This window comes from Bacillus sp. YH3-2-B2 (genome assembly GCF_053663335.1).
The window spans coordinates 170,710-196,391 of the sequence record NZ_JBSJQE010000003.1 but is presented as its reverse complement, the minus strand read 5'-3'; the positions used below and the strand labels follow the sequence as shown (position 1 = coordinate 196,391).

Sequence of the window (25,682 nt, the reverse complement as noted above, 5' to 3'; positions counted from 1 at the left end):
CCATGTCAAATGAAACCATTAAAGTCGTCATTGCCGGACCGAGAGGCAGAATGGGCCAGGAGGCCGTAAAACTTGCCGTCCGCACGCCTCATTTTGAGCTTGTCGGCGCTATTGACCATACATACGATCAGCAAACATTGCGGGAAGTGATGTCAGCTGATTCAGACGCTCTTATTTATACGGATATCCGCGCATGTTTCCAAGAAACAAAACCGGATGTACTGATCGATTTGACAACGCCTGAAATCGGCAAAAAACATACGAAAGCCGCTCTTGAACACGGCGTCCGCCCCGTTGTGGGAACGACCGGATTTTCTGAAGCGGATTTAGAGGAGCTTCAAGCTTTGACTGAAGAAAAAGGAATCGGCGCTATCATCGCTCCGAATTTTGCATTGGGCGCGGTGCTGATGATGAAGTTCTCACAAATGGCCGCCAACTATTTTGAAGATGTAGAAATCATTGAGCTTCATCATGATCAAAAGCTGGATGCCCCGAGCGGAACGGCGCTGAAAACAGCGGAAATGATTTCAAACGTCCGTACAGAAAAGCAGCAGGGCCATCCTGATGAAAAAGAAATTCTGCCGGGCGCCCGCGGTGCTGAATTAAACGGCATCCGCCTTCACAGCGTGCGTCTGCCGGGCCTTATCGCCCACCAGGAAGTCATGTTCGGCATGGACGGCCAAACGCTGAAACTGCGCCATGACTCCTATAACCGGGCTTCCTTTATGTCAGGAGTGAAGCTGTCAGTGGAGCAAGTGATGAAAATCGACCAGCTTGTATACGGACTCGAAAATATTATCGACTGAATCGGCAAGGGGGAGAACATCAAATGAAAATTGCTTTGATTGCTCACGATAAAAAAAAGCAGGATATGGTTCAGTTTACGACCGCATATAAAGATATATTGAGCCATCATGAGTTATACGCGACGGGTACGACAGGCTTAAAAATCCAGGAAGCGACCGGATTGTCCGTTGAACGTTTTCAATCCGGCCCGCTCGGCGGAGATCAGCAAATCGGCGCATTGATTGCGGCAAACGCCCTGGATCTCGTCATTTTTCTGCGCGATCCGTTAACTGCGCAGCCTCACGAACCGGATGTCTCCGCGCTAATCCGGCTGTGTGACGTATACGCGATCCCGCTCGCCACAAATATGGGAACAGCGGAAATCCTCGTCCGGACGCTGGACGGCGGGGCATTTGATTTCCGCAATCTTGTGCGCGGAGGAGAGCCGAATGTCTGAACACGTTGATATCCTGGCGTTCGGCGCCCATAGTGATGATGTCGAGATCGGTATGGGCGGCACGATCGCAAAATTTACGGCTCAAGGAAAAACCGCGGTGATATGCGATTTGACCGAGGCCGAACTATCATCTAACGGAACGGTAGGGATAAGAAAAGAAGAAGCGGCAGAGGCGGCACGAATTCTCGGCGTAAAAGAGAGAATCCAGCTTACGCTTCCCGACCGCGGGCTTTTGAAAAGTGAGGACGGCATCCGCCGGATTGTCAGTGTCATCAGAGCCTGTCGGCCGAAAACCGTTTTCATGCCTTATCCGAAAGACCGCCATCCTGACCACGGCAATGCGGCGGCTTTGGTCGAAGAGGCGGTGTTCTCGGCGGGAATTCATAAATACAGAGATCATCAGGAACTGCCGGCTCATAAGGCTCAGCGCGTATACTATTATATGATCAACGGGTTTCACCGTCCGGACTTTGTAATCGACATAACGGAAACCATCGATCTGAAAAAAGAAAGCCTGCACGCCTATCAAAGCCAGTTTATTCCTACGGCGCAGTCAGTGAACACACCGCTGACCAACGGTTATATCGAAATGGTGGAAGCGCGGGAAAGACTGTATGGCAAAGAAGCCGGGACGGGGTATGCTGAAGGCTTCTTTTCAAAACAGCTTCCCGTTTTGAATGATGATGTTTTTGGGGGCGGACAATGAGACCATTAAAAATAGGGATTACATGCTACCCGAGTGTCGGAGGCTCGGGTATTATTGCGACGGAACTCGGCAAGCTGCTTGCGGAAAAAGGGCACCAGGTTCATTTCATCACATCAAGCATCCCGTTCAGATTAAATACATATCATCCGAATATTCATTTTCATGAGGTGGAAGTCAACCAATACGCGGTATTTAAACATCCGCCTTATGACCTTACGCTGGCGAGCAAAATCGCCGAGGTGGCCGCGAGGGAAAATCTTGATATCATTCACGCGCATTATGCGCTGCCGCATGCGGTATGCGCTTATCTAGCCAAACAAATGCTCAAGCGTGACATCGGGATCGTGACGACGCTTCACGGTACAGACATCACCGTTTTAGGATATGATCCGTCATTAAAAGATTTAATCCGTTTTGCCATCGAAGCGTCCGACAGAGTGACGGCGGTATCAACCGCGCTTGCCGGAGAAACATATGACTTAATCAAGCCGGATAAAAAAATTGAGACCATCTATAACTTTATTGATGAACGTGTTTATCTTAAGAAAAATACAGAGAGTATAAAAGAGAAACATGGTATTTTGCCGGATGAAAAGGTCGTCATCCATGTTTCGAACTTCAGAAAAGTAAAACGTGTTAAAGATGTCATCCGCGTTTTCCGTAATATCGCAGCCAACACAAAGGCGAAGCTCCTGCTTGTCGGTGACGGGCCGGAAAAGTGCGTCGCTTGGCAGCTTGTCGAAAAATACGGACTGCAGGATCAAGTGCTGCTCCTCGGAAATCAGGACAGGGTGGAAGAGCTGTATTCCATCAGCGATCTTAAGCTCCTTCTGTCTGAAAAAGAAAGTTTCGGACTCGTCCTCCTTGAGGCGATGGCCTGCGGCGTGCCGTGTATCGGAACAAATATCGGCGGCATCCCCGAAGTGATTAAAGATCAAGTAAGCGGTTTTCTGGTGGAAGTCGGCGATATTCAGGCGGCATCTGAAAAGGCGCTTGCTGTTTTAGAAGATAAACAGCTCAGCAAACGATTGACTGATCATGCGCTGAAAATGGTGGAGACCGCCTTTTCTTCGCAAAGAATCGTCAGTCAGTATGAACGGATTTATGACGAATTGGCAGGACCGGAGTGATCTTATGGAACAGGAATTTGTCAAAGCCCTCCCCATCCTTCATCATCTGATGAAGGCGGGCCATCAGGCGTACTTTGTCGGGGGAGCCGTCAGAGACAGCTATATGAAACGAAAAATAGGTGATGTGGACATCGCAACCAGCGCTTTGCCGAATGAGGTGGAGCGCCTCTTTAAGCGGACTGTCGATGTAGGAAAAGAGCACGGCACCGTCATCGTCCTGTGGGAAGATGAAACCTATGAAGTCACCACTTTTCGTGCCGAATCAGAATATAAGGACTACCGGCGCCCTGAAGCTGTGCGGTTCATTACTTCTTTATCAGAAGACTTAAAGCGGAGAGACTTAACGATTAATGCGATGGCGATGTCTGCCGAAGGAGAGCTGCTTGATTATTTCGGAGGCGCACATGATATCGGACAAAAGCTGATCCGTACGGTGGGTAACCCTGAAGACCGTTTTCGGGAAGACGCTCTGCGGATGATGAGAGCCGTCCGCTTTATGAGTCAGCTCGGCTTTCTGTTAGAAAAAGAAACAAGAGAGGCCGTCATAAAAGACAGGGAGCTTTTGGCACATGTATCAGTAGAACGAAAGACCGTCGAGTTTGAAAAGCTGATGCAGGGCGCTTTCTCACAAGAAGCGATTCAAACGATGGTGCAGACAGGTCTGATACAAGAGCTGCCCGGCCTTTCCGGTTATGAGCAGCAAATGCTTGAAGCAAGCGGCTTTCCGTTTTCTTCTTTAGATGCACGCGAAGAACGCTGGGCAGCGCTGTTATTGTTTCTCGGTCTTTGTCCGAAAAGCGCCGAGGCGTTTTTAAAACAATGGAAACTGCCGGGAAAAGTCATAAAAAAAGCGGTGCAGATCATAAGCGTTTATCCGGCGCAGCTGGAAGCAGAAGCGATGTACCGGGCGGGAGAGGCGCTGTTTTCAGCCGTTAAAATCGGGATGCTGAAACAGCATAAGACGATTGATGAACAAAAGCTGAAAGAGGTTCAGAGCCTGTATGAGCAGCTGCCGATCAAAAGCCTTCGAGACCTCGACATTTCAGGAGCCGATCTGATGGAGCTCAGAAACCGCCGCGCGGGTAAATGGGTGGCCGAAGAACTTCGCCGGATTGAAGAAGCGGTATTGGCAGGGAAGCTTCCTAACCGAAAACATGACATAAAGGAGTGGCTCGCATCATGGGATCAACATTAAAAACCCGATTAATTGATTTATTTTCTGAGGCGGGTGACGGCTTTATCTCCGGGCAGAAAATAAGTGACGCGCTCGGCTGCTCGAGAACCGCCGTTTGGAAACATATAGAGGAGCTCCGCAAAGAGGGCTATGAGGTTGAGGCGGTCAGACGAAAAGGGTACCGACTCATTAAAAAACCGGGGAAACTCAGTGAATCCGAAATCCGTTTCGGGCTGAAAACAGAGGTTTTGGGCAAACAGCTTCATTACCGGGACGTCCTGCCGTCCACCCAAAAAACCGCTCATGAACTTGCCAATGACGGCGCGCCGGAAGGGACCCTCGTAGTCGCCGATAAACAAACGGCAGGCAGAGGAAGAATGGCCAGAGTATGGCATTCACAGGAGGGAAACGGGATTTGGATGAGCCTCATTCTGAGACCCGACGTTCCTTTGCAAAAAACGCCGCAGCTCACCCTGTTATCCGCCGTTGCGGTCGTACAGGCCATCGAGGCTTTTACAGGCGTACAGGCCGCCATTAAATGGCCGAATGATTTAATGATTCACGGCAAAAAAGCCGTCGGGATTTTAACTGAGCTGCAGGCGGAAGAGGACCGTGTCCGTTCGGTTATTCTCGGGATCGGCATCAACGTGAACCAGCAGGAAACCGATTTTCCCGGCGAGCTTCAGGACATTGCGACGAGCCTGAGCATGGAAGCCGGTGAAAAAATTGACAGAGCGGGTCTGATACAAGAGATTCTGCTGACTTTTGAAAAACGCTATCAGGATTACTTGAACCACGGCTTTACACCGATCAAGCTGCTATGGGAAAGCTATGCGGTCGGACTGGGGAACGAGCTCAGAGCGAGAACGCTGCAAGGAACGTTTTACGGGAAATCGCTCGGCATTGATGATGAGGGAGTTCTTCTTTTGGAAACGAGAGACGGTATAAAGAAGATCTATTCTGCCGATATTGAGCTCAATTAATCTTAGTTGGTACAAGCCTCGTGAATTTGGTATACTTCCTATGGGCAGTATCATAATGAACTGCACCTGATCAGCAGAACAGAGATTACGAAAAGTCTGCCTTGATCCAAAAAAGGACTGGGACAGAGGGATGACATTCGCCGAACGTTAAACAAGTGGGAATCCTTCTTATTTTACAGAAGGCTTTTTTGCTTGCGAAGAATTGGCGGCTCATCTCCTCACCGTTTAGAGGAGGAGAAACAGAATGAAAACAAAACTGGATTTCATGAAAATGAAGGAAAACGGAGAGCCGATCGTGATGCTGACCGCTTACGATTATCCGCAGGCAAAGCTTGCGGAACAGGCGGGAGTCGACATGATTTTAGTCGGGGATTCGCTCGGAATGGTCGTGCTCGGACTCGATTCAACCGTCGGCGTAACTGTCAGGGACATGATTCACCATACAAAAGCGGTAAAACGCGGTGCGAAAAATACGTTTATCGTAACTGACATGCCGTTTATGTCTTACCACCTTTCAAAAGAGGATACATTGAAAAACGCCGCGGCCATTATTCAGGAAAGCGGCGCGGACGCGTTAAAGCTGGAAGGCGGAGACGGCGTTTTCGAATCCATCCGCGCGCTGACTCTCGGCGGAATTCCCGTCGTCAGCCATTTAGGCCTCACACCGCAGTCTGTCGGCGTATTAGGCGGATATAAAGTGCAGGGAAAAGATGAGCAAAGCGCGAAAAAGCTCATTGAAGACAGTATCAAATGCGAGCAGGCGGGAGCGATGATGCTCGTGCTTGAATGTGTGCCTGCTGAACTGACTGCTAAAATAATAGAAGAAGTATCCATTCCCGTCATCGGAATCGGAGCCGGTTCAAAAGCGGACGGCCAAGTCCTTGTCTATCATGACGTCGTCGGCCACGGCGTGGACAGAACACCGAAGTTCGTGAAGCAATACGCCAAAATCGACGGCACGATTGAGTCGGCCCTCAGTGACTATGTCCGTGATGTGAAAGAACGGGTTTTCCCGGAAGAAAAGCATTCCTTTCAGATAAACCAAACTGTGCTGCAAGGCTTGTACGGAGGAAAGTAAGCGATGAAACAACTGACAGAAACTCAACAGCTGAAAGAATTAATTGCACAATACCGCTCAGAAGGCCGCACGATCGGATTCGTCCCGACAATGGGTTTTCTTCATGAAGGACACCTGACGCTGGTTGAAAAAGCAAACAAAGAAAACGATATTGTCGTGATGAGCATCTTTGTCAATCCGACTCAATTCGGACCGGGCGAGGATTACGAAGCATATCCGCGAGATTTAAAGCGCGATGCTCGGCTTGCAGAACAGGCGGGAGCAGATGTTTTGTTTACGCCGTCTCCAAGTGACATGTATAAAGGCGAGCAAAATGTTGCCGTGCAAGTGAAAAGGAGAACTGACGTGTTGTGCGGCGCCTCCCGCGTCGGCCATTTTGACGGAGTGGCCACTGTGCTGACGAAGTTTTTCAATCTCGTTAAACCGACCCGCGCCTACTTCGGCCTGAAAGATGCCCAGCAGGCAGCGGTTGTGGACGGATTGATTGAGGATTTCTTTATGGATATCGAATTGGTTGCAGTGGACACGGTCAGAGAAGAAGACGGACTTGCCAAAAGCTCTCGCAACGTCTATCTGACTGAGCAGGAACGCAAAGAAGCGCCGATGATCTATAAAGCATTGCAGCAAGGTGCCGAACTGGTCAGAGACGGTGAAAGAAATCCGGAAACCGTTATAAAAACCGTCACCGATATCATCGAAAACACAAGCGGCGTCATTGATTATGCCGAACTGTACGCTTATCCGGAGCTGACTCCGCTTAAAACATTAAACGGCAAGGTCATTCTGGCCTGCGCCGTCCAATTTTCTAAAGCCAGACTGATTGATAATATCATTATTGATATTGATGAATGGGAGAGATCATAATATGTACCGCACTATGATGGCCGGAAAACTGCACCGCGCTACCGTGACGGAAGCCAATTTAAACTATGTCGGCAGCATAACGATTGATGAAGATCTTTTAGATGCCGTCGGAATGCTCGCTAATGAAAAAGTTCAGATTGTGAATAATAATAACGGGGCGAGACTTGAAACGTATATTATTCCCGGTAAGCGGGGGAGCGGCGTCATCTGTTTAAACGGAGCTGCCGCCCGTCTCGTCCAAGAAGGAGATAAAGTCATTATTATTTCTTATCAAATGATGTCTGATCAGGAAGCAAAAAGCCATCAGCCGAAGGTGGCCGTTCTGGATGATCAGAATAAAATCGAGCAGATGCTGGGTCAGGAACCGGCACACACGATTTTGTAAAAGAGCCCCCTTCATGGGGGTTTTCTTTTAAGATTTAGGGGCAAAAGCTGTTTTTCCGCTCCATTTCTCAACAAAACGTGTTACACTTTTCTCGTATGCAAGAATTGAGGTGTCCATTTTAATGAACAAACAACGGTTCGTTGTCATAGATGTCGAAACAACAGGAAATTCGCCGAAAAAGGGCGATAAAATCATTCAAATCGCAGCGGTTGTCATTGAAAATGGACAAATAACTGAGCGGTTTTCAAAATATATCAATCCGAATCAGGCCATCCCGCCGTTTATTGAACAGCTGACCGGAATTTCGTCCGGAATGGTTGAAAATGAACTGCCGTTTGAAGCGGTCGCAGAGGAGATTTTTCATCTGCTTGACGGCGCGTATTTTGTTGCCCACAATATTCATTTCGACCTCGGATTTGTCCGGCATGAACTGAGCGAAGCGGGCTATGAGCTGCCGGATTGTGAAGTGCTTGATACGGTTGAGCTTTCGCGTATTGTTTTCCCGGGGTTTGAAGGATATAAGCTCGGTGAGTTGTGCGCGGAGCTGAATATTGTTCATGACCGCCCTCACCGCGCAGACAGCGATGCGGAGGTTACGGGACTGGTCTTTTTAGACATTTTACATAAACTGAAACATTTGCCTTTACCGACGTTAAAGCAGCTTAGAAGGCTTTCACAGCATTTTATCAGCGATTTGACGCTGCTTTTGGATTCTTTTATACATGAAAGCAGGCCGGCGGAAGAAAAGAGCTGCATTCCATACGCCTCTTTTTCAATTAAAGAGCCCGATCACATTCCGGTTTCCCGTCCGGTGAATGCGGCCATTGACCTTGAAAAGTGGAACGAAGAAAAAGAACAGATCTTGTCCGGCATCATCCCCCGCTATGAAAAGAGGAAAGGGCAGCTTTCGATGATGGATGAAGTGCTTGGCGCCTTCCGCAATCGGGAGCATGCGCTGATTGAAGCGGCGCCCGGCATCGGAAAAACGATCGGTTATCTCGTTCCGGCTGTTTTATTTGCCAAAGCGGAACAAACTCCCGTCATTATCAGCACGTACTCTACTCTTTTGCAGCAGCAGATCATGTCTAAAGATCTTCCGCTTTTGGAGCGTATGTTTCCTTGGCCGGTCAAAGCCGCTATTTTAAAAGGGAAATCACATTATCTGTGCCTGCCGAAGTTTGAACATATTCTGCATGAGGAAGATGACAACTATGATGCCGTTTTGACGAAAGCGCAGCTTCTCGTCTGGCTGACGGAGACTGAAACGGGCGACGCCGCTGAGCTGAATCTTCCATCAGGCGGCAGATTGCTGTGGGAGCGCATGGCTTACGATGAGAATTCTTTTATGAAAAAAGGGAAGGACTCGGCTGCAGGGTTTTATGAACGGGCTAAAGAAAAAGCGCAGGCCGCAGATCTGATTATCACAAACCATGCTTTGCTGTTTTCAGATCAAAGCAGTGAAACGAAAAAACTGCCTGCAAGCGGAACGGTCATCATTGATGAAGCGCATCATTTCGAACGCGCCGCCAGCGAGCACCTGGGGAAGAGAGCTTCATACATCGGACTGCACACAAAGCTCAGCCGAATCGGGACCTTAAAGGAACACGGACTGTTAAAGCGGATGAGAAAACTGTTTTATACGTATGAACTGCCGGCGGAAAGTTTTTTTGACGCCGATGAGTGGATGAAGCATATTCAATCGGAAAGCGACGCATTTTTCAGTTCAGTGCATTCTTTTGTCAAACGAAGAAAACCTAAAGACGATCTGAACCGTCTCGTCTATAGTCTCAATCATAAAAGCCAGGATAAAGGGTTTCACATGATAACGGACGGAGCGGAGCGGCTTTGTGCGATGCTGGATCAGCTGCTTGACATGTTTTCCGTACAGGAGAAACTGTTACATCAAAAGCTTGATCAGATGAAAAGCGGAGCGGCTTTTTTAGCGGGCGAATATGTAAAGTGTATCAGGGGGCTGAAAGAATATCGCGATACGTTCAGCAGGCTGCTGTTTGAAAATGATGAGAAAGAAGCCGTTTGGGTTGAAATTGATGCGAAGGGCGCAAAAAATGCCGTCAGCATCTATGCGCAGCCTTTGGAGCCCGGTGAAATGCTGGCAGACCAGTTTTTCGCCCGCAAAAAAAGCGTTGTGCTCACATCAGCGACCTTAATGGTGGAGCAGTCTTTTCAATTTATGATTGAAAGGCTCGGACTTTCGCATTTTTATCCGCGCACCAAAAGCATCCCGTCTCCTTTTTCTTACGATGATCAGATGAACGTCATCATTCCGAAAGAGATGAAATCCGTTAAATATGACGGGGAGCGGGAAGTCATTGAGCATATTGCCAAGTATGCAGAAATCATGTCAAAGGGAAAACAGCCGAAGATCCTTGTCCTGTTTACGTCTCATGATATGCTGAAAAAAGTGTATCAGGAACTGAAACTCAGTATGGAGATCTCAGGCATTCAGCTTCTCGCCCAAGGTATTTCAGGCGGGAGTCCCGGTAAATTAATGAAAACCTTTAAAACGGCAAGCCGGGCGATTTTGCTCGGGACGAATCATTTCTGGGAAGGCGTTGATTTTCCGGGGGATGAATTGTCAACCGTCATGATCGCAAGACTTCCTTTCAGGGCACCTGATAATCCGCTTCACGCCGCAAAATGCGAATTTGCCAAGAAGCAGGGGAAAAATCCGTTTCAGACGATTTCCCTGCCTGAGGCCGTGTTAACGTTCAGACAGGGGATCGGGCGCCTGCTCCGTACGGCGGGAGACAAGGGAACGATCGTTCTTTTAGATCAGCGTGTAAAGACGGCGGGATACGGACGGCTGTTTCTTGAAGCGCTCCCGACTTCATCCCTTTTGGAGCTGACGGATGCCGAGCTGGGGGCTTATGTCAGCCAAACGGAATAAAAGCCGCATAAACGCGGCTTTCGTGGTGTGGGATGAGGAATTGTTTTTATAGTAAAAGCGGGTTCATGCCGCCTTGTGATTTTATTATGCCGCGGGCGCATCCCGTTATGACTAACAAAATTTGTTCGACCGATGGAGGGTATAAAAATGGAAAGCAAAATTGAAATTCTGTCAACGATTAATGTGGAGCATTCAGATGATTTATATAAAATCGTCGATACATTAAACCGGACTTTGAAACGGGACAACCTGATGTTCGGCCTTGCGCTCGACGAAGAAAATCAAAATGAAGCGGTCTTCACCATTTATCGCACATAGGTGAAAAAGATGAGAAAAAAAGCATTAATATTTACAGCCGTATTTGGTATTATTTTTTTAGCAGTTCTTTTATTTTCGGCCAGCATTTTTAAATCTGCAATGGCTCAAAAAGAAGAAGGCCACGAAACAGCTGCCGCAGCCGCTAAAGAAAAAACGAATCTGACAGATGCTGAGAAAGTGGAGACCTTTGTCGGCAAACAGAAATATTATGTTGTTACCGGAACGGATAAACATGGAAAAGATATGTATGTATGGGTTCCGGCCGACAAAAAAGCAAAAATTCTCTCGAAAAAAGCCAGTGACGGCATTTCAAGCGGAAAGGCTGCCAAGATCGTTCGGGACGAAGGGCTTGTTTCCAAGCTGAATGGCGTTCACCCGGCGAGAGAAAACAATGTTCCTTTATGGGAAGTGACCTATATCAACAAAAGCGGGCAGTATAGCTTTAGCTATGTGGACTTTACAAGCGGCAAGATTCTCAAAAACATCACACCGTGAGACGTATTAGGGGGAGTTCAAGTTGAAATTGGCAAAAAGAGTATCCGCATTAACACCGTCTGCAACACTTGCAATTACTGCAAAAGCGAAAGAGCTGAAAGCGGAAGGCCATGATGTCATCGGCCTCGGAGCAGGAGAACCGGATTTTAATACGCCTCAGCACATTATAGATGCCGCGGTGCGTTCCATGAATGAAGGCCACACAAAATATACGCCTTCAGGCGGTCTGCCGGCCTTGAAAGACAGTATCGCAAAAAAATTCAAAAACGACCAGGGGATTGAATATAAGCCGTCAGAAATCATTGTCTGCACCGGAGCGAAACACGCCCTGTATACATTATTTCAGGTCATTCTCGATGAAGGAGACGAAGTGATTATACCGACTCCTTACTGGGTCAGCTATCCTGAGCAGGTGAAACTGGCAGGGGGGCGTCCCGTCTATGCAGAAGGGCTGGAATCCAATCAGTTTAAAATTTCACCGGAGCAGCTGAAGCAGGCTATCACCGAGAAAACAAAAGCGCTCATTATCAATTCACCGAGCAACCCGACAGGTGTTATGTATACGAAAGAAGAGCTTGCGGAACTCGGAAAAGTGTGTCTGGAGCATGGCATTCTGATCGTTTCTGACGAGATTTATGAGAAGCTTACATACAGAGGAAAAAAACACGTCTCAATCGCACAGCTTTCAAGTGAATTGAAAGAGCAGACGATCATCATTAACGGCGTTTCGAAATCTCACAGCATGACGGGCTGGAGGATCGGCTATGCAGCGGGTTCGGAGACGATTATTAAAGCGATGACGAGCCTTGCAAGCCACAGCACATCAAATCCGACGTCCATCGCTCAATACGGCGCCATTGCGGCCTATAACGGGCCGGCTGAGCCGCTGGAAGAGATGAGACAGGCATTTGAGCACAGACTGAATACCATTTACGCTCAGATCAGTGAGATTCCCGGATTCACCTGTGTCAAACCTGAAGGAGCGTTTTACTTGTTCCCTAACGCCAAAGCGGCCGCAGAAAACTGCGGATTCAAAGATGTCGATGAATACGTCAAGGCGCTTCTGGAAGAAGAAAAAGTCGCCATCGTGCCGGGCTCGGGTTTCGGTTCACCGGACAACGTCCGCTTATCTTACGCAACGTCACTCGATCTTTTAGAAGAAGCGGTCAAGAGAATCCGCCGCTTTACGGAAAAACACAGCTGATTCTGAAAAAGCGGCTTTTAAAGCCGCTTTTCACTTGCATTGACCCCGTTAGAGTAGAACGGGTATAATAAAGTGATGAAAAAAGAGATTCAGGCAGATTCCTGAATGTCTTTCTTGTTCTGGAGGGAAAGAGTTTGAAAACAACAATCAACCAAGTGTATAAACACACAGGCGAGGAAGTAACGATTGGAGCTTGGGTCGCTAATAAACGCTCAAGCGGTAAAATCGCATTTTTACAGCTGAGAGACGGTACCGGCTTCATTCAGGGAGTTGTCGTCAAAGCTGAAGTAGAAGAAGACATCTTCCAAATTGCGAAATCAGTGACGCAGGAAACGTCACTTTATGTAAAAGGAATTGTGAAAGAGGACGAGCGTTCACCGCTTGGCTATGAGCTTGCTGTTACATCCATTGAAGTCATTCACGAAGCGACTGATTATCCGATTACGCCTAAAGAGCACGGTACGGAATTCTTAATGGATCACAGACATTTATGGCTCCGTTCGAAACGCCAGCATGCAATTATGAAAATCCGCAACGAAATCATCCGTGCGACTTATGAATTTTTCAACAAAGAAGGCTTCGTGAAAGTTGATCCGCCGATTTTGACGGGAAGCGCTCCCGAAGGCACGACTGAGCTGTTCGCGACGAAATATTTTGATGAAGACGCCTTCTTGTCTCAAAGCGGCCAGCTGTATATGGAAGCAGCTGCAATGGCGCTCGGAAAAGTATTCTCTTTCGGACCGACGTTCAGAGCGGAAAAATCGAAAACGAAACGCCATCTCATCGAATTCTGGATGATTGAGCCTGAAATGGCATTTGTTGAATTTGAAGAAAACCTTGAAGTTCAGGAGAATTATGTTGCATACATCGTACAAAGTGTGCTGGAACATTGTAAGATCGAGCTGAACACATTGGGAAGAGACACATCGAAGCTTGAACAAATCAAAGCGCCATTCCCGCGCATTACGTACGATAAAGCGATTGAATTCCTGAAAGAAAAAGGCTTTGACGATATTGAGTGGGGAGATGACTTCGGTGCGCCGCATGAAACAGCGATCGCAGAAAGCTATGACAAACCGGTGTTTATCACTCATTACCCGACGTCATTAAAACCGTTTTATATGCAGCCTGCCAAAGATCGTGACGATGTCGTGTTATGTGCCGACTTAATCGCTCCGGAAGGCTACGGGGAAATCATCGGCGGTTCAGAACGCGTTCATGATATGGATTTATTGGAAGAAAGATTAAAAGAACACGGTCTGGATTCAGATGCTTACAAATGGTATGCTGAACTCAGACAATACGGTTCTGTTCCGCACTCCGGCTTCGGCCTCGGACTTGAGCGGACAGTGGCTTGGATCAGCGGAGCGCCTCACGTGCGTGAAACGATTCCGTTCCCGAGACTTCTGAACCGTCTGTATCCGTAATAGTTATGAAAAACGAAGTCTCCTGCAAGGGAGACTTTTTCTAAGTAAAGGGGAAAGCTCCCGGAGATAACCTTTTACAGTAAGAGGTGTAAGGATGAAAAAACAGCAATTTATAGATATGCAGGAACTCGGCATTTCAAGCATTCCCAACCTGCTGCTGACACATTACCGGCAGCTCGGGCTGAATGAAACCGAATTGATCCTGCTTTTGAAGATTAAAATGCATTTGGAAAAGGGCTCTTATTTTCCGACGCCGTTTGAACTTCAATCAGGCATGTCCATCTCTGCTGAAGAATGTACAAGCTGCCTGCGAATGTTTATTCAAAAAGGTTTTCTGTTTATTGAAGAATGTGAAGACCATAACGGCATAAAGTTTGAAAAATATTCTCTGCAGCCGTTATGGGCGAAGCTGTATGATTACATGCAGCATTCTCAAAATGAAACGCAGGAAAGAACGTCAGAAAGAGAACAAAAAAGCCTGTATACCATCTTTGAAGAAGAGTTCGGAAGACCGCTGTCGCCGCTTGAATGCGAGACGCTGGCCATATGGCAGGATCAGGATCAGCATGATGCGATTATGATTAAACACGCCTTAAAAGAAGCCGTTTTATCGGGGAAACTCAGTTTTCGCTATATTGACCGGATTTTATTTGAATGGAAAAAGAACGGCTTCAAAACGGTTGAGCAGGCGAAGGCGCACAGCCAAAAATTCCGGCGTGTTCAAACGAAACAGAATGATCCGCAAAAAGAGTATACGAGGCAGGTGCCTTTTTACAATTGGCTGGAACAATAACATGAGAAGGGGAGAAACGTGTTAAATTTAAAGCAGATTGAATATTGTCTTGAAAAAATCGGCGATATGTTTCCGCACGCAGAATGTGAACTTGTCCATTCAAATCCTTTCGAATTGGTTGTGGCAGTCGCATTATCCGCGCAATGTACGGACGCTCTCGTCAACAGAGTGACAAAAACGCTATTTCAAAAATATAAACGGCCCGAAGATTATCTTGCCGTATCGCTGGAAGAACTCCAGCAGGATATTAAATCAATCGGTCTGTACCGTAATAAAGCCAAAAATATTCAAAAGCTGAGCAAAATGATCATCGAAGAGTACGGCGGAGAAGTGCCGAAAGACCGGGATGAGCTTGTGAAGCTGCCGGGTGTCGGACGGAAAACGGCAAATGTGGTCGTGTCTGTTGCTTTCGGCGTACCTGCGATCGCAGTAGACACTCATGTGGAGCGGGTCTCTAAACGGCTCGGCATCTGCCGCTGGAAGGACTCTGTTTTGGAAGTAGAGAAAACATTAATGAAAAAAGTGCCGAAAGAGGATTGGTCTGTTACGCATCACAGATTAATATTTTTCGGCCGGTATCACTGTAAAGCGCAATCTCCCCGCTGTGCGGAATGTCCTTTGCTTCCGCTATGCAGAGAAGGGCAGAAGCGTGACAAAAAAGGGCTGGTGAAACGGTGACGGCGATTGACATTCTGGCAGGCTATGAAACATACCTGCGCAGCCTTACGGACTTGGAAAGCTTCGAGATCAAAGCGGCGCTGCGCCGCCATCCGCTGTATATGGATTTCAGCGGTCAGCCAACAGTGCAGCCATGGAGGGAAAGGGGCGAATATGTCCCGTTTCTGTTTCAGATTTGGAATGAAACGAAAGAAACGCTGCTTCCCGTTTTTCAAACAAGAAAATCGAGATGTGATCAAAATGACATGCTGAAGGGAATTGCCTGTCTGATTGCCGCTTTTCATTGGACGGCAGGGGAGCGGGTCACATCACTCGACTGGACTGTGCTTGAAACAAAGCATTTTCCCGCGGAACCGATCAATTGGGCGGAGCGAATGGCGTTTATTTTAACAAAACCGACTCAATATCACTCGTTTATTCAGCTTGATGAATTGATGACGGAGATGAAGAAACAATATCATAAATATGAAGCCATGAACAAATGTTAAAAACCTCCTTTTCTTATAAGGAGGTTTTTTTGTATGAAAAAAATCCTTCACCTGTTTGAGGTGAAGGATTTCGTCCGCTAATGAGCGGGATTTGACTGGATGGTTGACGAATTGGACTGCCCGTTGATATTTGAAGATGAGTCTTGGTTTTTGTCCGTTTGACCGCTGTCAGGTTTATTTGAGCCGTCTGAACCGGAATCGGAATCATTATCAGAGCCGTTATCTTGCTGTCCGTTGTTATCGGTCCCGTTGCCGGGCTGATTCTGATTGTTGTTATCTGTTTGATCCTTATCGGATTGATCCTGATTTTTATCCGGGTCATCAGTTGGTGTTTGATCCGATCCGTCAGACGTATCTGTCTGATTGTCATCTTTGTTTGAATCATCGGTTTGCGTCTTGTCCTTATCTTTATCTTCATCAGTCTTCTGTTCATCGTCAGTCGCTTTATCTTTATCCGCATCGTCTTCTTCCTCTTTCGGGACTTTGAAAGATGCTGATGCCGTATCGCTTTTTCCGTCATCGTTTTCCGCTGTCACCTGGAAGCTGTATGTGGAGCCTGGGGTGACATCTGAGACGACGGCTTCTTTTGCCGAACTGTTTTGAATGTCACTGTAGCTTCCGCCGTCAACGGATTGTTTGACATTGAATGTTGCATCACCGTCATAATTCCAGCTTAAGGTTAATGATTTTTTATCTTTGTCGTATTTCACTTGCAATCCTGTCGGTTTATCGGCTTTTTCTTTCGTGTACGTTTTAGAAACGGCAGTTGGCTGCGTCCCTTTCACGAAGTACTCCGTCACTTTTTTATCATCCGGCGTGTTCGGTCCGGCTAAAGCGGCAGGATTCGAGCCTTTCTCAACTGTTTCTTTTACGACGCTGTCAGGCTGCTTGAAGCTTCCTTTACCGTCATCAACGTATGAGATCAGCTTTTGGAAAATACGTTTTGCGACTTGCTGGTCTGCAGAAGACAGTGATTTCTTGCCTGCTTTGTTGCCAGATTCTACACCAGTCCAAACCGCCGCAGTATATTGTGGGGTGTATCCGACAAACCAGGAGTCTGGAACTCCGCCTGGGGCAATGTTATATTTTTGAATGTCCTCTTTAGTAAAGTTGGTCGTACCCGTTTTACCGGCGACTTCCACGTTCGGCACCTGAGCCAGTTTACCTGTTCCTGATTCGACAGCTGATTTGAGCATATCGGTAATCATAAACGCTGTGTAGTCGCTCATAGCACTTTTCGGTTTCGGTGTTAAATCAAGCTTAGTGCCGTCATTAAATTCAATCGATGTGACCGCGTGCGGTTCGTTGTACGTTCCGTTATTTCCGAACGCACTGTAGGCGCCTGCCATGGTCATAGTAGATACACCGCGGTTACCCTCACCAAATCCCCCGATAGAGTAGGGTTCATATACTTGATCTTTGTTTAAACCTAATCCCAGGTCGTTTGCAAAGTCCACGGCATTATCCTTTCCAACTGCTTGGAATGCTTTTAAAGCAGGGATATTACGTGAGTCTGCGAGGGCCTCTCGCATAGATATCTGTCCTCTGTATTTATTGTCCCAATCATGAATCGGTGTGCCGTCAGAGTACGTATAAGCTGAATCGTCAATCTGCTCGTAAGTCGACCATTTTTTATTTTCAATGACCGGGCCGTAATCAAGAATCGGTTTTATCGTTGAACCGGGCTGGGTTTTACCTTGTGTTGCATAATTGAATCCCCCGGTAGTTCTGTTCCGTCCTGCTCCGATGGCGCGGATTTCTCCGTTTGTCGTATCAAGGAGCGTGACGCCGCCCTGCATGCCTTCGGTAAAGCCGGCTGTGTCGCCGTTCATCAATTGATCAAGATAATCTTGTGCTTTCGTATCAAGAGTCGTATAAATTTTCAGTCCGTCAGTTGAAATATCGACGTCTTTCTTTTCTTTTGTCTCAATTTCTTTCATAACTTCTTCGACAAAAGCGCTGTATTTATTTGTGTCCTTTTTATCGTATTCCTTTTGGCTGACGACGCCTTCATCTTTCATGGACACTTTCTTCGCTTTTTGGTATTCAGCATTTGAAATGAATCCTTGTTTTTCCATTAAGCTGAGAACGATGTTTCGTCGTTTTTCGGAAGCCTTCGGGTTTTTAACCGGGTTATATCCGGTCGGGCTTTGCGGCATTCCGGCAAGCGTTGCCGCCTGTTCAACCGTAAGCTTGCTCAAGTCTTTTACGCCGAAGAATTCTTCAGCCGCTTTTCCGACGCCGTAGGCGCGCGGTGAGAAATAAATTCTGTTTAAATACATTTCTAAGATTTCATCTTTAGAATAATGGCGTTCCAGCTGCAGTGAAAGCCACACTTCCTGTGCTTTCCGTTTAATCGTTTTCTGATGGGTCAAAAGCGAGTTTTTCACAACCTGCTGGGTGATTGTGCTTCCTCCCTCTGAACCGAACCCATCCGTAAAGTTGGCGACCAAGGCGCCTCCGATCCGGATCGGGTCTATACCGTGGTGCTTATAAAAACGGGCGTCTTCAGTTGCGATAAATGCTTCTTTCACAACATCGGGTATATCCTTAATCGGGACGTAGGTTCGTTTTTCACCGCCCACTTCCGCGATTTCTTTTCCGTTTTTATCGTAAATCGTTGAAGAGTAAGGCGTTTTCAGCTTGGCTTCGTCCAAAGACGGCGCGCCGGAAACCAAAACGGCAAATGCCGCCGCTCCGCCGACTATGCCAAGGACAAACAGAATAACCAAGGACAGCACAATCTTTTTGAATAAACCGCCTTTACGCTGTTTCTTGCCTTTTTTCGGTGAAGAGGGCTTAGTGCTTTTCGTCTGCCTTGCCTTACGGCGTTCTTCACGGCTCGTAAATTGATCTGACATAACATCTCAACCTTTCGTTTATCAACCTTTCGCTCAGTCTACTGTTCCTGCGAAAAATAAAGCTGTTCAATAATACTAATATAATCAATTCTCGGTGAGTATCCAAGGGAAATCGGAAAGGAAGCATCTTCTAATTCGTCTTTGCGAATTGATTTTCTGCCGTTCTTCTCCTTTCTCTCCCAAAAGACAAACAGCTTGTCGGCTTCGAGGAAATAAACCTTTCCGAAAGCGGATATAATAACAAAACAAATGCCGTCTTGCCTGACCACCTGCTTCATATGCTCAATCTGATGATCATGAAAATTCTGCAGGGGAAATGCCGTTTTGTTTTTTGTTTCTTTTGCCTCGAAATCAATGTAGCGTCCTTTATAAATGCCGTTGTAGTCAGTTGTTGAAGACTGTTTAAAATAAGCTTCCTTAATGACTGCGGCGCTTCTTTTCGGATAGTGGACGTTTACAATCTGGACGGGTGTCGGCTTTTTGTGAATGACAGCAATTTGGTTAGCCAGATAATACTTATTCGTTTCATTCAGGTCGTCTTCGAGGGTCATGCCGCGATTACTGTATGAATGAGACCGTTTCTGGCTGTTTTGGGATGAAACCGTTTTGTTCGGCTGAAAAGTTTTTCCATTCGGGTACCGAATCACTTTTTCCATCCTCCTTATCAAACTAATAGTGACGGAAGTGAATGAACGTGCATAAACGACAGACCGTAACCGCCATTCTTCGCCTGATCGAAAAAGAGACGAAAATAAAAAATGCCGATAATATTTCCCGGACGAATGCCTATAAAGCATATTATGACCGCCATCCTGAGATCAAGTGGCCGCTTTTGGCATCCTTTGTGTCCCGCAATGCGGGCTGGTCGATGACTGATTTAAGAGGCGTCCTTTATCAGGAGGGCCTTGACAGCAGTCAGAAAAACTGGTTTTTCCTTTCGTATGAAAGGGCGAATTGGCTGATTTTTTCTGATGCCTATCCTCAGCTTCTGGTCTACCAGTGGTCAAAACAAATCGGCGAACCTCTTTTCCGTCATCTTCCTCATTTCCGCGTCTCGGCTTTTATGCAGGAAGAATGGTTCCGCTTTTGGCGTGACGGAGATACGGAACGGCTCATGTATGCTCTTATTATAAATGAACAAAACACTATCCAAGCACCTATTATACAAAATCCTTCGTTTAAAAAGAATGTTTTTGGCACGATTCCTTTTTATTTAAGTGATTGGTTTCACTTTAATACGGTGATATTCCCTTCATTTGACGGACATTTATACGGAATTTCCGTCAAACGGTTTTCAAAAACCGAAGAGAGAATTACGCTCGGAAAACAGCTGGCCCGCCTTCTGTTCAGCCCTGATCTTCACGCTTCTTTTTACCGTTTTCTTGATACCGTTCCTCATACCGGTTCACGCTTTGATATGGAGAAAATGATCGGCATCAAAAAAAGAACATCACCCATGCTGAGGACAACCTATCCCATTGTTGCCCACTCATTAGACGGCGAAAGGGCGGATTGGTTTCAAAAAAGGTTAAGAAAAGGGGCTTTCTTACAGGAGAAAATGCCGAAACAGCTTGAACTGACGGACTGGTACTTCCAGAAAAGACGGGAGCTCCATGCGCTCTTCGCGGTTAAAGAGTGGCTGAAGAAATGAAAAAGCCCGAAACCGTTCGATGGGGTTTCGGGCTGCTGGTGTGTTACGTGGAAGGGCGGTTTGGGCCGCCTAATTTTTTATCAAGCGTATCAGTTGTTTTTGCTTCGGTTTTTTGCTGTTTACCTGCATTTTTCGGTCTCGTTTTCATACGGCACCTCCTCAACTGTATCGTTTGCATTAACGTGCCGGTTCATACAAAGTTTGCGGCACTTTTTTGTCGAAAGGCACGCCTTTTAGGATAATCTCGGTTTGTTTGCCGAACTGCTTCTAGTTTTGTCATGTGCAGAGGAGAGCGGTATGAAAACGAGAATTATATTTGAAAGAGACGCAAGTGATAAAAGGGAGGAACATGAATGTCTGTTTACACGAGCAAGGCTGATATTCTCCGTCTGCTTTCTGATATTGAAATCCGGATTTCTGCTGCTGAAAAAACGCTTACCCAAGCAGTCAGATCCTGTCAGGCGGAAGCAGAAGAAATCAGGCAGGAGAAACTTTCCCGTCTTGAGGAAGAGGCGCGGGAGCTTCATGTTTGTATTGATGACCTGTTTTTGACTGACCGGCGTAAAAAGGATTTGCCGAGAGCCTGTCGGATAAGCTGATTTTGTGCAAAAACTTTGGTACCATATGTACTGAGGTGAGTCCGTTTGCAGACACAGTCGTTATTGGAGCTGACAGAACAAATGATAGAGGTGGTTCTGGAAGCCGAAAAAAGGTATCAGGATGGAAAAGAGTCAGGCCGTTCATATGATTTTTTTGAGACGATTAAACCCGATGTTGAAAAAAGAGACCGGCTTTGCGCGCTTTGGACAGGAGCAGCGCTTGCGTTTATTCAGGAAAACCGTCCGAAATACGTTCATCATGCACAAATTCAGGCCGTTACAGAAAATTTCGGGGAGCTGATGCTCCAATCATATGTTCATCATATTCATAAAAAAAGATACAGGGATTTAACTGAATCTGTTTTATATACGCTTCGTATATTAAGGGATGAAATTGAAAAAGAAGGCAGCTGAAAACGGCTGCCTTCTTTTATATAAAGGGGTCGGGTATGTTATTCATACGCCGGGTTTTCTGCTCCACTTGCTTCGAGAACCTTCATACTGTTTCGAAATTCGGTTGCGGTGAGATGGCCTTGAATATAGAGAAATTTTGCAAAGTCCATCAGTTTATCAGCACAATCTGTTTCATATTTTTTCACTTCAGCAAAACGCTTTCTTAAGTATGATACGTTCATAATGGTGCATCCCCTCTCATGTATGTTGAGATTATGTTAACATAACGATTCGACTTTTTTCTGTTTTTAAAAAATTAAGACTTTCGACAGCATTTGACAAAGATCAGAATCACCGAAAGCACATAACCAAGGCGGAATTCATACATATATAGCAGAAACTTAGTGAGAGACAAGGGGGAATGTCATATGCAATGGAGAGCGCAGCCATATCAAAATATGTACCAGCAGCCGGCGGGATATTTCTACCCGCAGCAGATACAGCCATTACAGCCGCCGTATCCGCAGCAGATACAGCCATTGCAGCAGCCGCCATATCATCAGCAAGGGCAGTACCCGCAGCAATTTTATCCGAATCAGGAATACGGTCATATGCAGCCGCCGTATGCTCCCGCTCCTCCTCAGGCAGGCATGCCCGGGGGTCAGCCGGAGTTTGTGAATCCTTACCCCGTTCCCAGACCGAATCAGCAGCAGTCTTCCCAATTCTCAGGCATACTCTCCCAGTTTAAAAAAACGAACGGACAGTTTGACTTTAATAAAATGATGGATACAACGGGGCAGATGGTAAGCGCCGTAAATCAGGTCGGATCGCTGGTGAAAGGCTTCACCAGTATCTTCAAATAAAAAGCATGAATGATATTCATCATTCATGCTTATTTTTTTGGGAAAAAGAGGGTAAGCGTCTGTTCATTCCAGGATGTTTCCATATCTTCTTCATTTACCTTATACGGGAGGACAACGGTTCTTGTCATGCTTGAAGACACATGGGATGAATGAGCCTGTTTATGATCGTAGCGGATTGTAACGTGAAGGTAGCACCCTTTCGTTTCCACCAGCATATCCCCGTCACGGAACGTCTCGGGAACGCCGATATCAACCGCGAGGCCCGTCGGCTCTTCTCTGACGTCAATCGTCACTTGCGCTTCAGTAAAAGCCGAATTGACAAGGTGCTGAAAACCCTGCATCAATTCTGCGAAGGGACCTGAGTGAAAAAATTGGTCCATCGCATGGCTGATGATGTCCTCATTTCTTTGCGGATCAAGTTTATCGTTTTGTGATTGATCCATATGACCACCGCCTTTTTACAAACAGACTATGCGATGTTATGCCGTATGGTTAAGAATTGAAGGAAAAAAGAAAGTATGGTTAAATAGTGGAGAATAAACTGGTAACGGATTCACATTTAGGAAGGGGAGCACAACACATTGCTGAAAAAATTATTCGGATTGGGAGACAGCCGGAAAAAGCCGGCCGAGGAAGTGATTTTTTCTCCGGCTGACGGAGCGGTGATGGATTTGGCTTCAGTGCCGGATCCCGTATTTTCACAAAAAATGATGGGGGACGGGATCGCCGTCGAGCCTGCAAACGGAGACATTGTTTCACCGGTTGAGGGAGAAGTGATTCAGCTGTTCCATACAAAACATGCTGTCGGCATCCGCACCCTTTCCGGAGCGGAACTTTTGATACATGTCGGTTTGGATACCGTCAATATGAACGGCGAAGGCTTTGAAGCGCATGTAAAAGAAGGAGACAAAGTGAAAACAGGCGATCTGCTTTTAACGTGCCGGCTGGATTTAATAAAAGAAAAAGCAAGCAGCACCGTCATCCCTATGGTGATTATGAATGGCGATGCCGCAGAACCTTTGCAATTTGCAGGCGCAAATGAAGCGAAAAAAGGACAAACAGAGCTATTTACGATAAAAATGAAGTAGGCAGGGGCTGATTCCCTGCTTTTTTTCTTGTGCAGGATTTTCATCTAGCCAGGCAAACAAATATTCGGTAAACTGTACCTCATAAAGAGGTGTGAACGATGAAGAAAAAATCACTGAGCGAACTGATTCAGGAATTAAAAAATCATGAAAATATTGTGCATTGGCATGAAGAGGAACCGCGGGAGGCGAAAACCATGCCGATGCCGGAGCAAGTAGATCCGAAAATTCGGGCTGCTCTCGAAAAGAGGGGGATCGAGCGGCTTTTTACACATCAATACTCCGCTTTTCAGACGGTTCAAAATGGAGAAAGCATTGTCGCCGTCACACCGACGGCCTCCGGAAAAACACTGTGCTATAATCTTCCGGTTCTTCAGTCTATCGCGGAAGATGCCTCAAGCCGCGCGCTTTATTTATTTCCGACAAAGGCGCTCGCGCAGGATCAAAAAAGCGAGCTGAATGAAATCATAGACGAGACGGGCATGGACATTAAAAGCTTCACCTATGACGGAGATACGTCTCCGGCCATCAGGCAGAAAGTCAGAAAGGCAGGGCATATTGTGATCACAAATCCCGATATGCTTCATTCAGCCATTCTTCCCCACCATACAAAATGGGTGAGTCTGTTTGAAAACCTGAAATATATCGTCATTGATGAATTACATACGTACCGCGGCGTATTCGGCAGCCATGTGGCGAACGTCATCCGCCGTTTAATGAGAATCTGCGCTTTTTACGGAAGCACGCCGTCATTTATCTGTACATCCGCCACAATCGCCAATCCGAGGGAGTTGGCGGAGCAGCTGACGGGGAAATCTGTGCGCCTGATTGACGACAACGGTGCCCCGGCCGGAAGAAAGCACTTTGCTTTTTACAATCCTCCGATTGTAAATAAACCGCTGCATATTCGAAAAAGCGCCACCGCGGAAGTGAACGAACTTGCCAAAACTTTTTTAAAAAATAAGATCCAGACGATTGTTTTTGCCAGAAGCCGTGTCCGGGTTGAAATTATTTTAAGCCACATTCAGGAGATCGTAAAAAAAGAAATCGGCGCGAAGTCTGTCAGAGGCTATCGCGGCGGATATCTACCGAAAGAAAGAAGAGAAATAGAGCGGGGGTTAAGAGACGGCAGCATTCTCGGCGTTGTCAGCACAAACGCGCTGGAGCTCGGCGTTGATATCGGCCAGCTTCAGGTCTGCGTGATGACGGGGTACCCGGGCAGTGTCGCGAGCGCATGGCAGCAGGCGGGCCGGGCCGGACGGCGGCAGGGAGAGGCGCTTATCGTGATGGTGGCGAACTCTGATCCGATTGACCAATATATTGTGCGCCATCCTGATTATTTCTTTAAACGCTCGCCTGAATCTGCAAGGATTAATCCCGATAATCTCATTATATTGGTCGACCACCTGAAATGCGCCGCATATGAGCTGCCTTTCAGAGCCGATGAAACATTCGGAGAAAATGATGCGAGGGACATTCTCGAGTATTTAGAGGAAGAAGGGGTGCTTCACGAAAACCGCGAACGCTATCACTGGGCGAGCGAATCTTTTCCCGCCTCCAACATCAGTCTCCGTTCGGCGTCCCAGGAAAACGTGGTCATCGTTGACCGGTCAGAGACGGCTGATGTAAAAATCATCGGAGAAATGGACCGCTTCAGCGCGATGACGCTTCTTCATGATGAAGCGATTTATCTTCATGAAGGGGTGCAGTATCAGGTTGAAAAGCTTGATTGGGATCATAAAAAAGCGTACGTGCGAAAGGTCGATGTCGAATATTATACAGATGCCAATTTAGCGGTGCAGCTGAAAGTGCTGGACATTGACAGAACGGACAGCAGAAAGAAAACGGCCTTACATTTCGGCGACGTCACCGTGAACGCACTTCCGACAATATTTAAAAAAATTAAAATGACGACATTTGAAAATATAGGATCAGGACCGATTCATCTTCCTGAAGAAGAACTGCATACCAGTGCAGCCTGGCTTGAATTAAAAGAAACGGATTCGGAAATCGGCGAAAAAACGCTTGAACAGCTGCTTTTAGGCATTGCCCACGTCCTGCAGCATATCGTGCCTGTATACGTCATGTGCGACCGAAATGACGTGCATGTCGTGCCGCAAATCAAAGCCGCACATACGGGACTTCCGACAATCTTTCTGTATGATCATTATCCGGGCGGAATCGGACTTGCCGATGAAGTATATAAGCGATTTGATGAAATCAATGAAGGGGCTGAGCGCCTGATCAGACAATGTCCATGTCAAGACGGATGTCCTTCCTGCATCGGCTCCGAAATAGAAGGAATAGATGCAAAGAAAGCGATACTCAAGCTCTTGAATTACGTGTAAAAGAAAAG

The 25,682-nt window shown here is 46.8% G+C and carries 28 protein-coding genes; 23 read left to right on the top strand and 5 right to left on the bottom strand.

What is annotated here, in order from left to right:
• Positions 1-2 precede the first annotated feature (2 nt).
• The 17 genes from dapB (at position 3) to ACWJJX_RS11095 (ending at position 15,874) form a co-directional block, all read left to right on the top strand.
• On the top strand, positions 3-806 hold the full coding sequence (gene dapB, locus ACWJJX_RS11175; protein ID WP_102422764.1) for a 4-hydroxy-tetrahydrodipicolinate reductase: 804 nt from the start codon (positions 3-5) through the stop codon (positions 804-806).
• A 23-nt stretch (positions 807-829) separates the two neighbouring features.
• The gene (gene mgsA / locus ACWJJX_RS11170; RefSeq protein ID WP_003153499.1) at positions 830-1,243 is read left to right on the top strand and encodes a methylglyoxal synthase; all 414 of its coding nucleotides are present in this window, start codon (positions 830-832) and stop codon (positions 1,241-1,243) included.
• On the top strand, positions 1,236-1,949 hold the full coding sequence (gene bshB1, locus ACWJJX_RS11165) for a bacillithiol biosynthesis deacetylase BshB1 (RefSeq protein WP_003153501.1): 714 nt from the start codon (positions 1,236-1,238) through the stop codon (positions 1,947-1,949). The genes mgsA and bshB1 overlap by 8 nt, the downstream gene beginning before the upstream one ends.
• The gene (bshA, locus tag ACWJJX_RS11160) at positions 1,946-3,079 is read left to right on the top strand and encodes an N-acetyl-alpha-D-glucosaminyl L-malate synthase BshA (protein WP_003153503.1); all 1,134 of its coding nucleotides are present in this window, start codon (positions 1,946-1,948) and stop codon (positions 3,077-3,079) included. The genes bshB1 and bshA overlap by 4 nt, the downstream gene beginning before the upstream one ends.
• Positions 3,080-3,083: 4 nt before the next feature.
• Entirely contained in the window at positions 3,084-4,274 is a 1,191-nt protein-coding gene (locus tag ACWJJX_RS11155; protein ID WP_454022984.1) for a CCA tRNA nucleotidyltransferase, read from the top strand.
• Positions 4,259-5,236 (top strand): biotin--[acetyl-CoA-carboxylase] ligase, encoded by a 978-nt coding sequence (locus tag ACWJJX_RS11150; protein WP_454022983.1) that lies wholly within the window; start codon positions 4,259-4,261, stop codon positions 5,234-5,236. The genes ACWJJX_RS11155 and ACWJJX_RS11150 overlap by 16 nt, the downstream gene beginning before the upstream one ends.
• 244 nt (positions 5,237-5,480) lie before the next feature.
• On the top strand, positions 5,481-6,314 hold the full coding sequence (gene panB, locus ACWJJX_RS11145) for a 3-methyl-2-oxobutanoate hydroxymethyltransferase (RefSeq protein ID WP_032857093.1): 834 nt from the start codon (positions 5,481-5,483) through the stop codon (positions 6,312-6,314).
• A 3-nt stretch (positions 6,315-6,317) separates the two neighbouring features.
• The gene (gene panC, locus ACWJJX_RS11140; RefSeq protein WP_003153508.1) at positions 6,318-7,178 is read left to right on the top strand and encodes a pantoate--beta-alanine ligase; all 861 of its coding nucleotides are present in this window, start codon (positions 6,318-6,320) and stop codon (positions 7,176-7,178) included.
• Between the two features lies 1 nt (position 7,179).
• Positions 7,180-7,563, top strand: coding sequence for an aspartate 1-decarboxylase (panD, locus tag ACWJJX_RS11135; protein ID WP_003153510.1), 384 nt, complete (start codon positions 7,180-7,182; stop codon positions 7,561-7,563).
• A gap of 121 nt (positions 7,564-7,684) precedes the next feature.
• On the top strand, positions 7,685-10,471 hold the full coding sequence (gene dinG / locus ACWJJX_RS11130) for an ATP-dependent DNA helicase DinG (RefSeq protein WP_454022982.1): 2,787 nt from the start codon (positions 7,685-7,687) through the stop codon (positions 10,469-10,471).
• Positions 10,472-10,618: 147 nt separating this feature from the next.
• Positions 10,619-10,789, top strand: coding sequence for a YpmA family protein (locus tag ACWJJX_RS11125; RefSeq protein WP_003153512.1), 171 nt, complete (start codon positions 10,619-10,621; stop codon positions 10,787-10,789).
• A 9-nt stretch (positions 10,790-10,798) separates the two neighbouring features.
• Positions 10,799-11,284: a cell wall elongation/penicillin-binding protein regulator TseB gene (gene tseB, locus ACWJJX_RS11120; protein WP_014305291.1), complete on the top strand. Its 486-nt coding sequence runs from the start codon at positions 10,799-10,801 to the stop codon at positions 11,282-11,284.
• A 22-nt stretch (positions 11,285-11,306) separates the two neighbouring features.
• Complete coding sequence (locus tag ACWJJX_RS11115; RefSeq protein ID WP_454022981.1) at positions 11,307-12,488, top strand: pyridoxal phosphate-dependent aminotransferase; 1,182 nt, start codon at positions 11,307-11,309, stop codon at positions 12,486-12,488.
• A gap of 134 nt (positions 12,489-12,622) precedes the next feature.
• On the top strand, positions 12,623-13,915 hold the full coding sequence (asnS, locus tag ACWJJX_RS11110; RefSeq protein WP_003153515.1) for an asparagine--tRNA ligase: 1,293 nt from the start codon (positions 12,623-12,625) through the stop codon (positions 13,913-13,915).
• Between the two features lie 94 nt (positions 13,916-14,009).
• Positions 14,010-14,708 (top strand): DNA replication protein DnaD, encoded by a 699-nt coding sequence (gene dnaD, locus ACWJJX_RS11105; protein WP_070082021.1) that lies wholly within the window; start codon positions 14,010-14,012, stop codon positions 14,706-14,708.
• Between the two features lie 18 nt (positions 14,709-14,726).
• On the top strand, positions 14,727-15,386 hold the full coding sequence (nth, locus tag ACWJJX_RS11100; RefSeq protein WP_003153517.1) for an endonuclease III: 660 nt from the start codon (positions 14,727-14,729) through the stop codon (positions 15,384-15,386).
• On the top strand, positions 15,383-15,874 hold the full coding sequence (locus ACWJJX_RS11095; protein ID WP_025852657.1) for a YpoC family protein: 492 nt from the start codon (positions 15,383-15,385) through the stop codon (positions 15,872-15,874). The genes nth and ACWJJX_RS11095 overlap by 4 nt, the downstream gene beginning before the upstream one ends.
• A 77-nt stretch (positions 15,875-15,951) precedes the next feature.
• On the opposite strand, the gene ACWJJX_RS11090 is transcribed toward ACWJJX_RS11095, so the two are convergent.
• A complete protein-coding gene (locus ACWJJX_RS11090) occupies positions 15,952-18,735 on the bottom strand; it encodes a PBP1A family penicillin-binding protein (RefSeq protein WP_454022980.1) in 2,784 nt (927 codons plus the stop codon).
• A gap of 38 nt (positions 18,736-18,773) precedes the next feature.
• Entirely contained in the window at positions 18,774-19,382 is a 609-nt protein-coding gene (recU, locus tag ACWJJX_RS11085; protein WP_003153521.1) for a Holliday junction resolvase RecU, read from the bottom strand.
• A gap of 41 nt (positions 19,383-19,423) precedes the next feature.
• On the opposite strand from recU, the gene ACWJJX_RS11080 reads away from it, so the two are divergent.
• The gene (locus ACWJJX_RS11080) at positions 19,424-20,386 is read left to right on the top strand and encodes a DUF2515 domain-containing protein (RefSeq protein WP_032861546.1); all 963 of its coding nucleotides are present in this window, start codon (positions 19,424-19,426) and stop codon (positions 20,384-20,386) included.
• A gap of 43 nt (positions 20,387-20,429) precedes the next feature.
• On the opposite strand, the gene sspM is transcribed toward ACWJJX_RS11080, so the two are convergent.
• A complete protein-coding gene (gene sspM, locus ACWJJX_RS11075; protein WP_003153525.1) occupies positions 20,430-20,534 on the bottom strand; it encodes an acid-soluble spore protein SspM in 105 nt (34 codons plus the stop codon).
• A gap of 205 nt (positions 20,535-20,739) precedes the next feature.
• Here sspM and ACWJJX_RS11070 point away from each other — a divergent pair, with 205 nt between their 5' ends.
• A complete protein-coding gene (locus ACWJJX_RS11070; protein ID WP_039063257.1) occupies positions 20,740-20,985 on the top strand; it encodes a DUF5446 family protein in 246 nt (81 codons plus the stop codon).
• Between the two features lie 45 nt (positions 20,986-21,030).
• Positions 21,031-21,399: a YppE family protein gene (locus ACWJJX_RS11065; RefSeq protein WP_454022979.1), complete on the top strand. Its 369-nt coding sequence runs from the start codon at positions 21,031-21,033 to the stop codon at positions 21,397-21,399.
• Between the two features lie 38 nt (positions 21,400-21,437).
• Here ACWJJX_RS11065 and ACWJJX_RS11060 read toward each other — a convergent pair whose 3' ends face one another.
• Positions 21,438-21,620 carry a YppF family protein gene (locus ACWJJX_RS11060; protein WP_003153532.1) on the bottom strand — a complete coding sequence of 61 codons (183 nt, stop codon included), beginning with the start codon at positions 21,618-21,620 and terminating at the stop codon, positions 21,438-21,440.
• Between the two features lie 186 nt (positions 21,621-21,806).
• Here ACWJJX_RS11060 and ACWJJX_RS11055 point away from each other — a divergent pair, with 186 nt between their 5' ends.
• On the top strand, positions 21,807-22,241 hold the full coding sequence (locus tag ACWJJX_RS11055) for a YppG family protein (protein ID WP_076851378.1): 435 nt from the start codon (positions 21,807-21,809) through the stop codon (positions 22,239-22,241).
• 29 nt (positions 22,242-22,270) lie between these two features.
• Here ACWJJX_RS11055 and ACWJJX_RS11050 read toward each other — a convergent pair whose 3' ends face one another.
• Positions 22,271-22,684, bottom strand: coding sequence for an Hsp20/alpha crystallin family protein (locus ACWJJX_RS11050; RefSeq protein ID WP_070082015.1), 414 nt, complete (start codon positions 22,682-22,684; stop codon positions 22,271-22,273).
• A gap of 138 nt (positions 22,685-22,822) precedes the next feature.
• Between ACWJJX_RS11050 and ACWJJX_RS11045 the strand changes: the two genes are divergently transcribed.
• Together ACWJJX_RS11045 and ACWJJX_RS11040 are read left to right on the top strand one after the other, a co-directional pair.
• Positions 22,823-23,329, top strand: a complete 507-nt coding sequence (locus tag ACWJJX_RS11045) for a PTS sugar transporter subunit IIA (protein ID WP_012117833.1) — start codon at positions 22,823-22,825, stop codon at positions 23,327-23,329.
• Positions 23,330-23,427: 98 nt separating this feature from the next.
• The gene (locus tag ACWJJX_RS11040; RefSeq protein ID WP_102422776.1) at positions 23,428-25,674 is read left to right on the top strand and encodes a DEAD/DEAH box helicase; all 2,247 of its coding nucleotides are present in this window, start codon (positions 23,428-23,430) and stop codon (positions 25,672-25,674) included.
• Positions 25,675-25,682: the final 8 nt, after the last annotated feature.

What these genes read in the sequence shown, in the direction of transcription:
- ACWJJX_RS11090 (WP_454022980.1), bottom strand. Translation starts at nt 18,735, where the DNA reads ATGTCAGATCAATTTACGAGCCGTGAAGAACGCCGTAAGGCAAGGCAG.
- ACWJJX_RS11070 (WP_039063257.1), top strand. Translation starts at nt 20,740, where the DNA reads ATGTCTGTTTACACGAGCAAGGCTGATATTCTCCGTCTGCTTTCTGAT.
- ACWJJX_RS11155 (WP_454022984.1), top strand. Translation starts at nt 3,084, where the DNA reads ATGGAACAGGAATTTGTCAAAGCCCTCCCCATCCTTCATCATCTGATG.
- mgsA (WP_003153499.1), top strand. Translation starts at nt 830, where the DNA reads ATGAAAATTGCTTTGATTGCTCACGATAAAAAAAAGCAGGATATGGTT.
- bshB1 (WP_003153501.1), top strand. Translation starts at nt 1,236, where the DNA reads ATGTCTGAACACGTTGATATCCTGGCGTTCGGCGCCCATAGTGATGAT.
- dnaD (WP_070082021.1), top strand. Translation starts at nt 14,010, where the DNA reads ATGAAAAAACAGCAATTTATAGATATGCAGGAACTCGGCATTTCAAGC.
- panC (WP_003153508.1), top strand. Translation starts at nt 6,318, where the DNA reads ATGAAACAACTGACAGAAACTCAACAGCTGAAAGAATTAATTGCACAA.
- panD (WP_003153510.1), top strand. Translation starts at nt 7,180, where the DNA reads ATGTACCGCACTATGATGGCCGGAAAACTGCACCGCGCTACCGTGACG.
- panB (WP_032857093.1), top strand. Translation starts at nt 5,481, where the DNA reads ATGAAAACAAAACTGGATTTCATGAAAATGAAGGAAAACGGAGAGCCG.
- ACWJJX_RS11060 (WP_003153532.1), bottom strand. Translation starts at nt 21,620, where the DNA reads ATGAACGTATCATACTTAAGAAAGCGTTTTGCTGAAGTGAAAAAATAT.
- dapB (WP_102422764.1), top strand. Translation starts at nt 3, where the DNA reads ATGTCAAATGAAACCATTAAAGTCGTCATTGCCGGACCGAGAGGCAGA.
- ACWJJX_RS11040 (WP_102422776.1), top strand. Translation starts at nt 23,428, where the DNA reads ATGAAGAAAAAATCACTGAGCGAACTGATTCAGGAATTAAAAAATCAT.
- ACWJJX_RS11125 (WP_003153512.1), top strand. Translation starts at nt 10,619, where the DNA reads ATGGAAAGCAAAATTGAAATTCTGTCAACGATTAATGTGGAGCATTCA.
- sspM (WP_003153525.1), bottom strand. Translation starts at nt 20,534, where the DNA reads ATGAAAACGAGACCGAAAAATGCAGGTAAACAGCAAAAAACCGAAGCA.
- tseB (WP_014305291.1), top strand. Translation starts at nt 10,799, where the DNA reads ATGAGAAAAAAAGCATTAATATTTACAGCCGTATTTGGTATTATTTTT.
- ACWJJX_RS11080 (WP_032861546.1), top strand. Translation starts at nt 19,424, where the DNA reads ATGAACGTGCATAAACGACAGACCGTAACCGCCATTCTTCGCCTGATC.
- ACWJJX_RS11055 (WP_076851378.1), top strand. Translation starts at nt 21,807, where the DNA reads ATGCAATGGAGAGCGCAGCCATATCAAAATATGTACCAGCAGCCGGCG.
- bshA (WP_003153503.1), top strand. Translation starts at nt 1,946, where the DNA reads ATGAGACCATTAAAAATAGGGATTACATGCTACCCGAGTGTCGGAGGC.
- ACWJJX_RS11050 (WP_070082015.1), bottom strand. Translation starts at nt 22,684, where the DNA reads ATGGATCAATCACAAAACGATAAACTTGATCCGCAAAGAAATGAGGAC.
- ACWJJX_RS11150 (WP_454022983.1), top strand. Translation starts at nt 4,259, where the DNA reads ATGGGATCAACATTAAAAACCCGATTAATTGATTTATTTTCTGAGGCG.
- dinG (WP_454022982.1), top strand. Translation starts at nt 7,685, where the DNA reads ATGAACAAACAACGGTTCGTTGTCATAGATGTCGAAACAACAGGAAAT.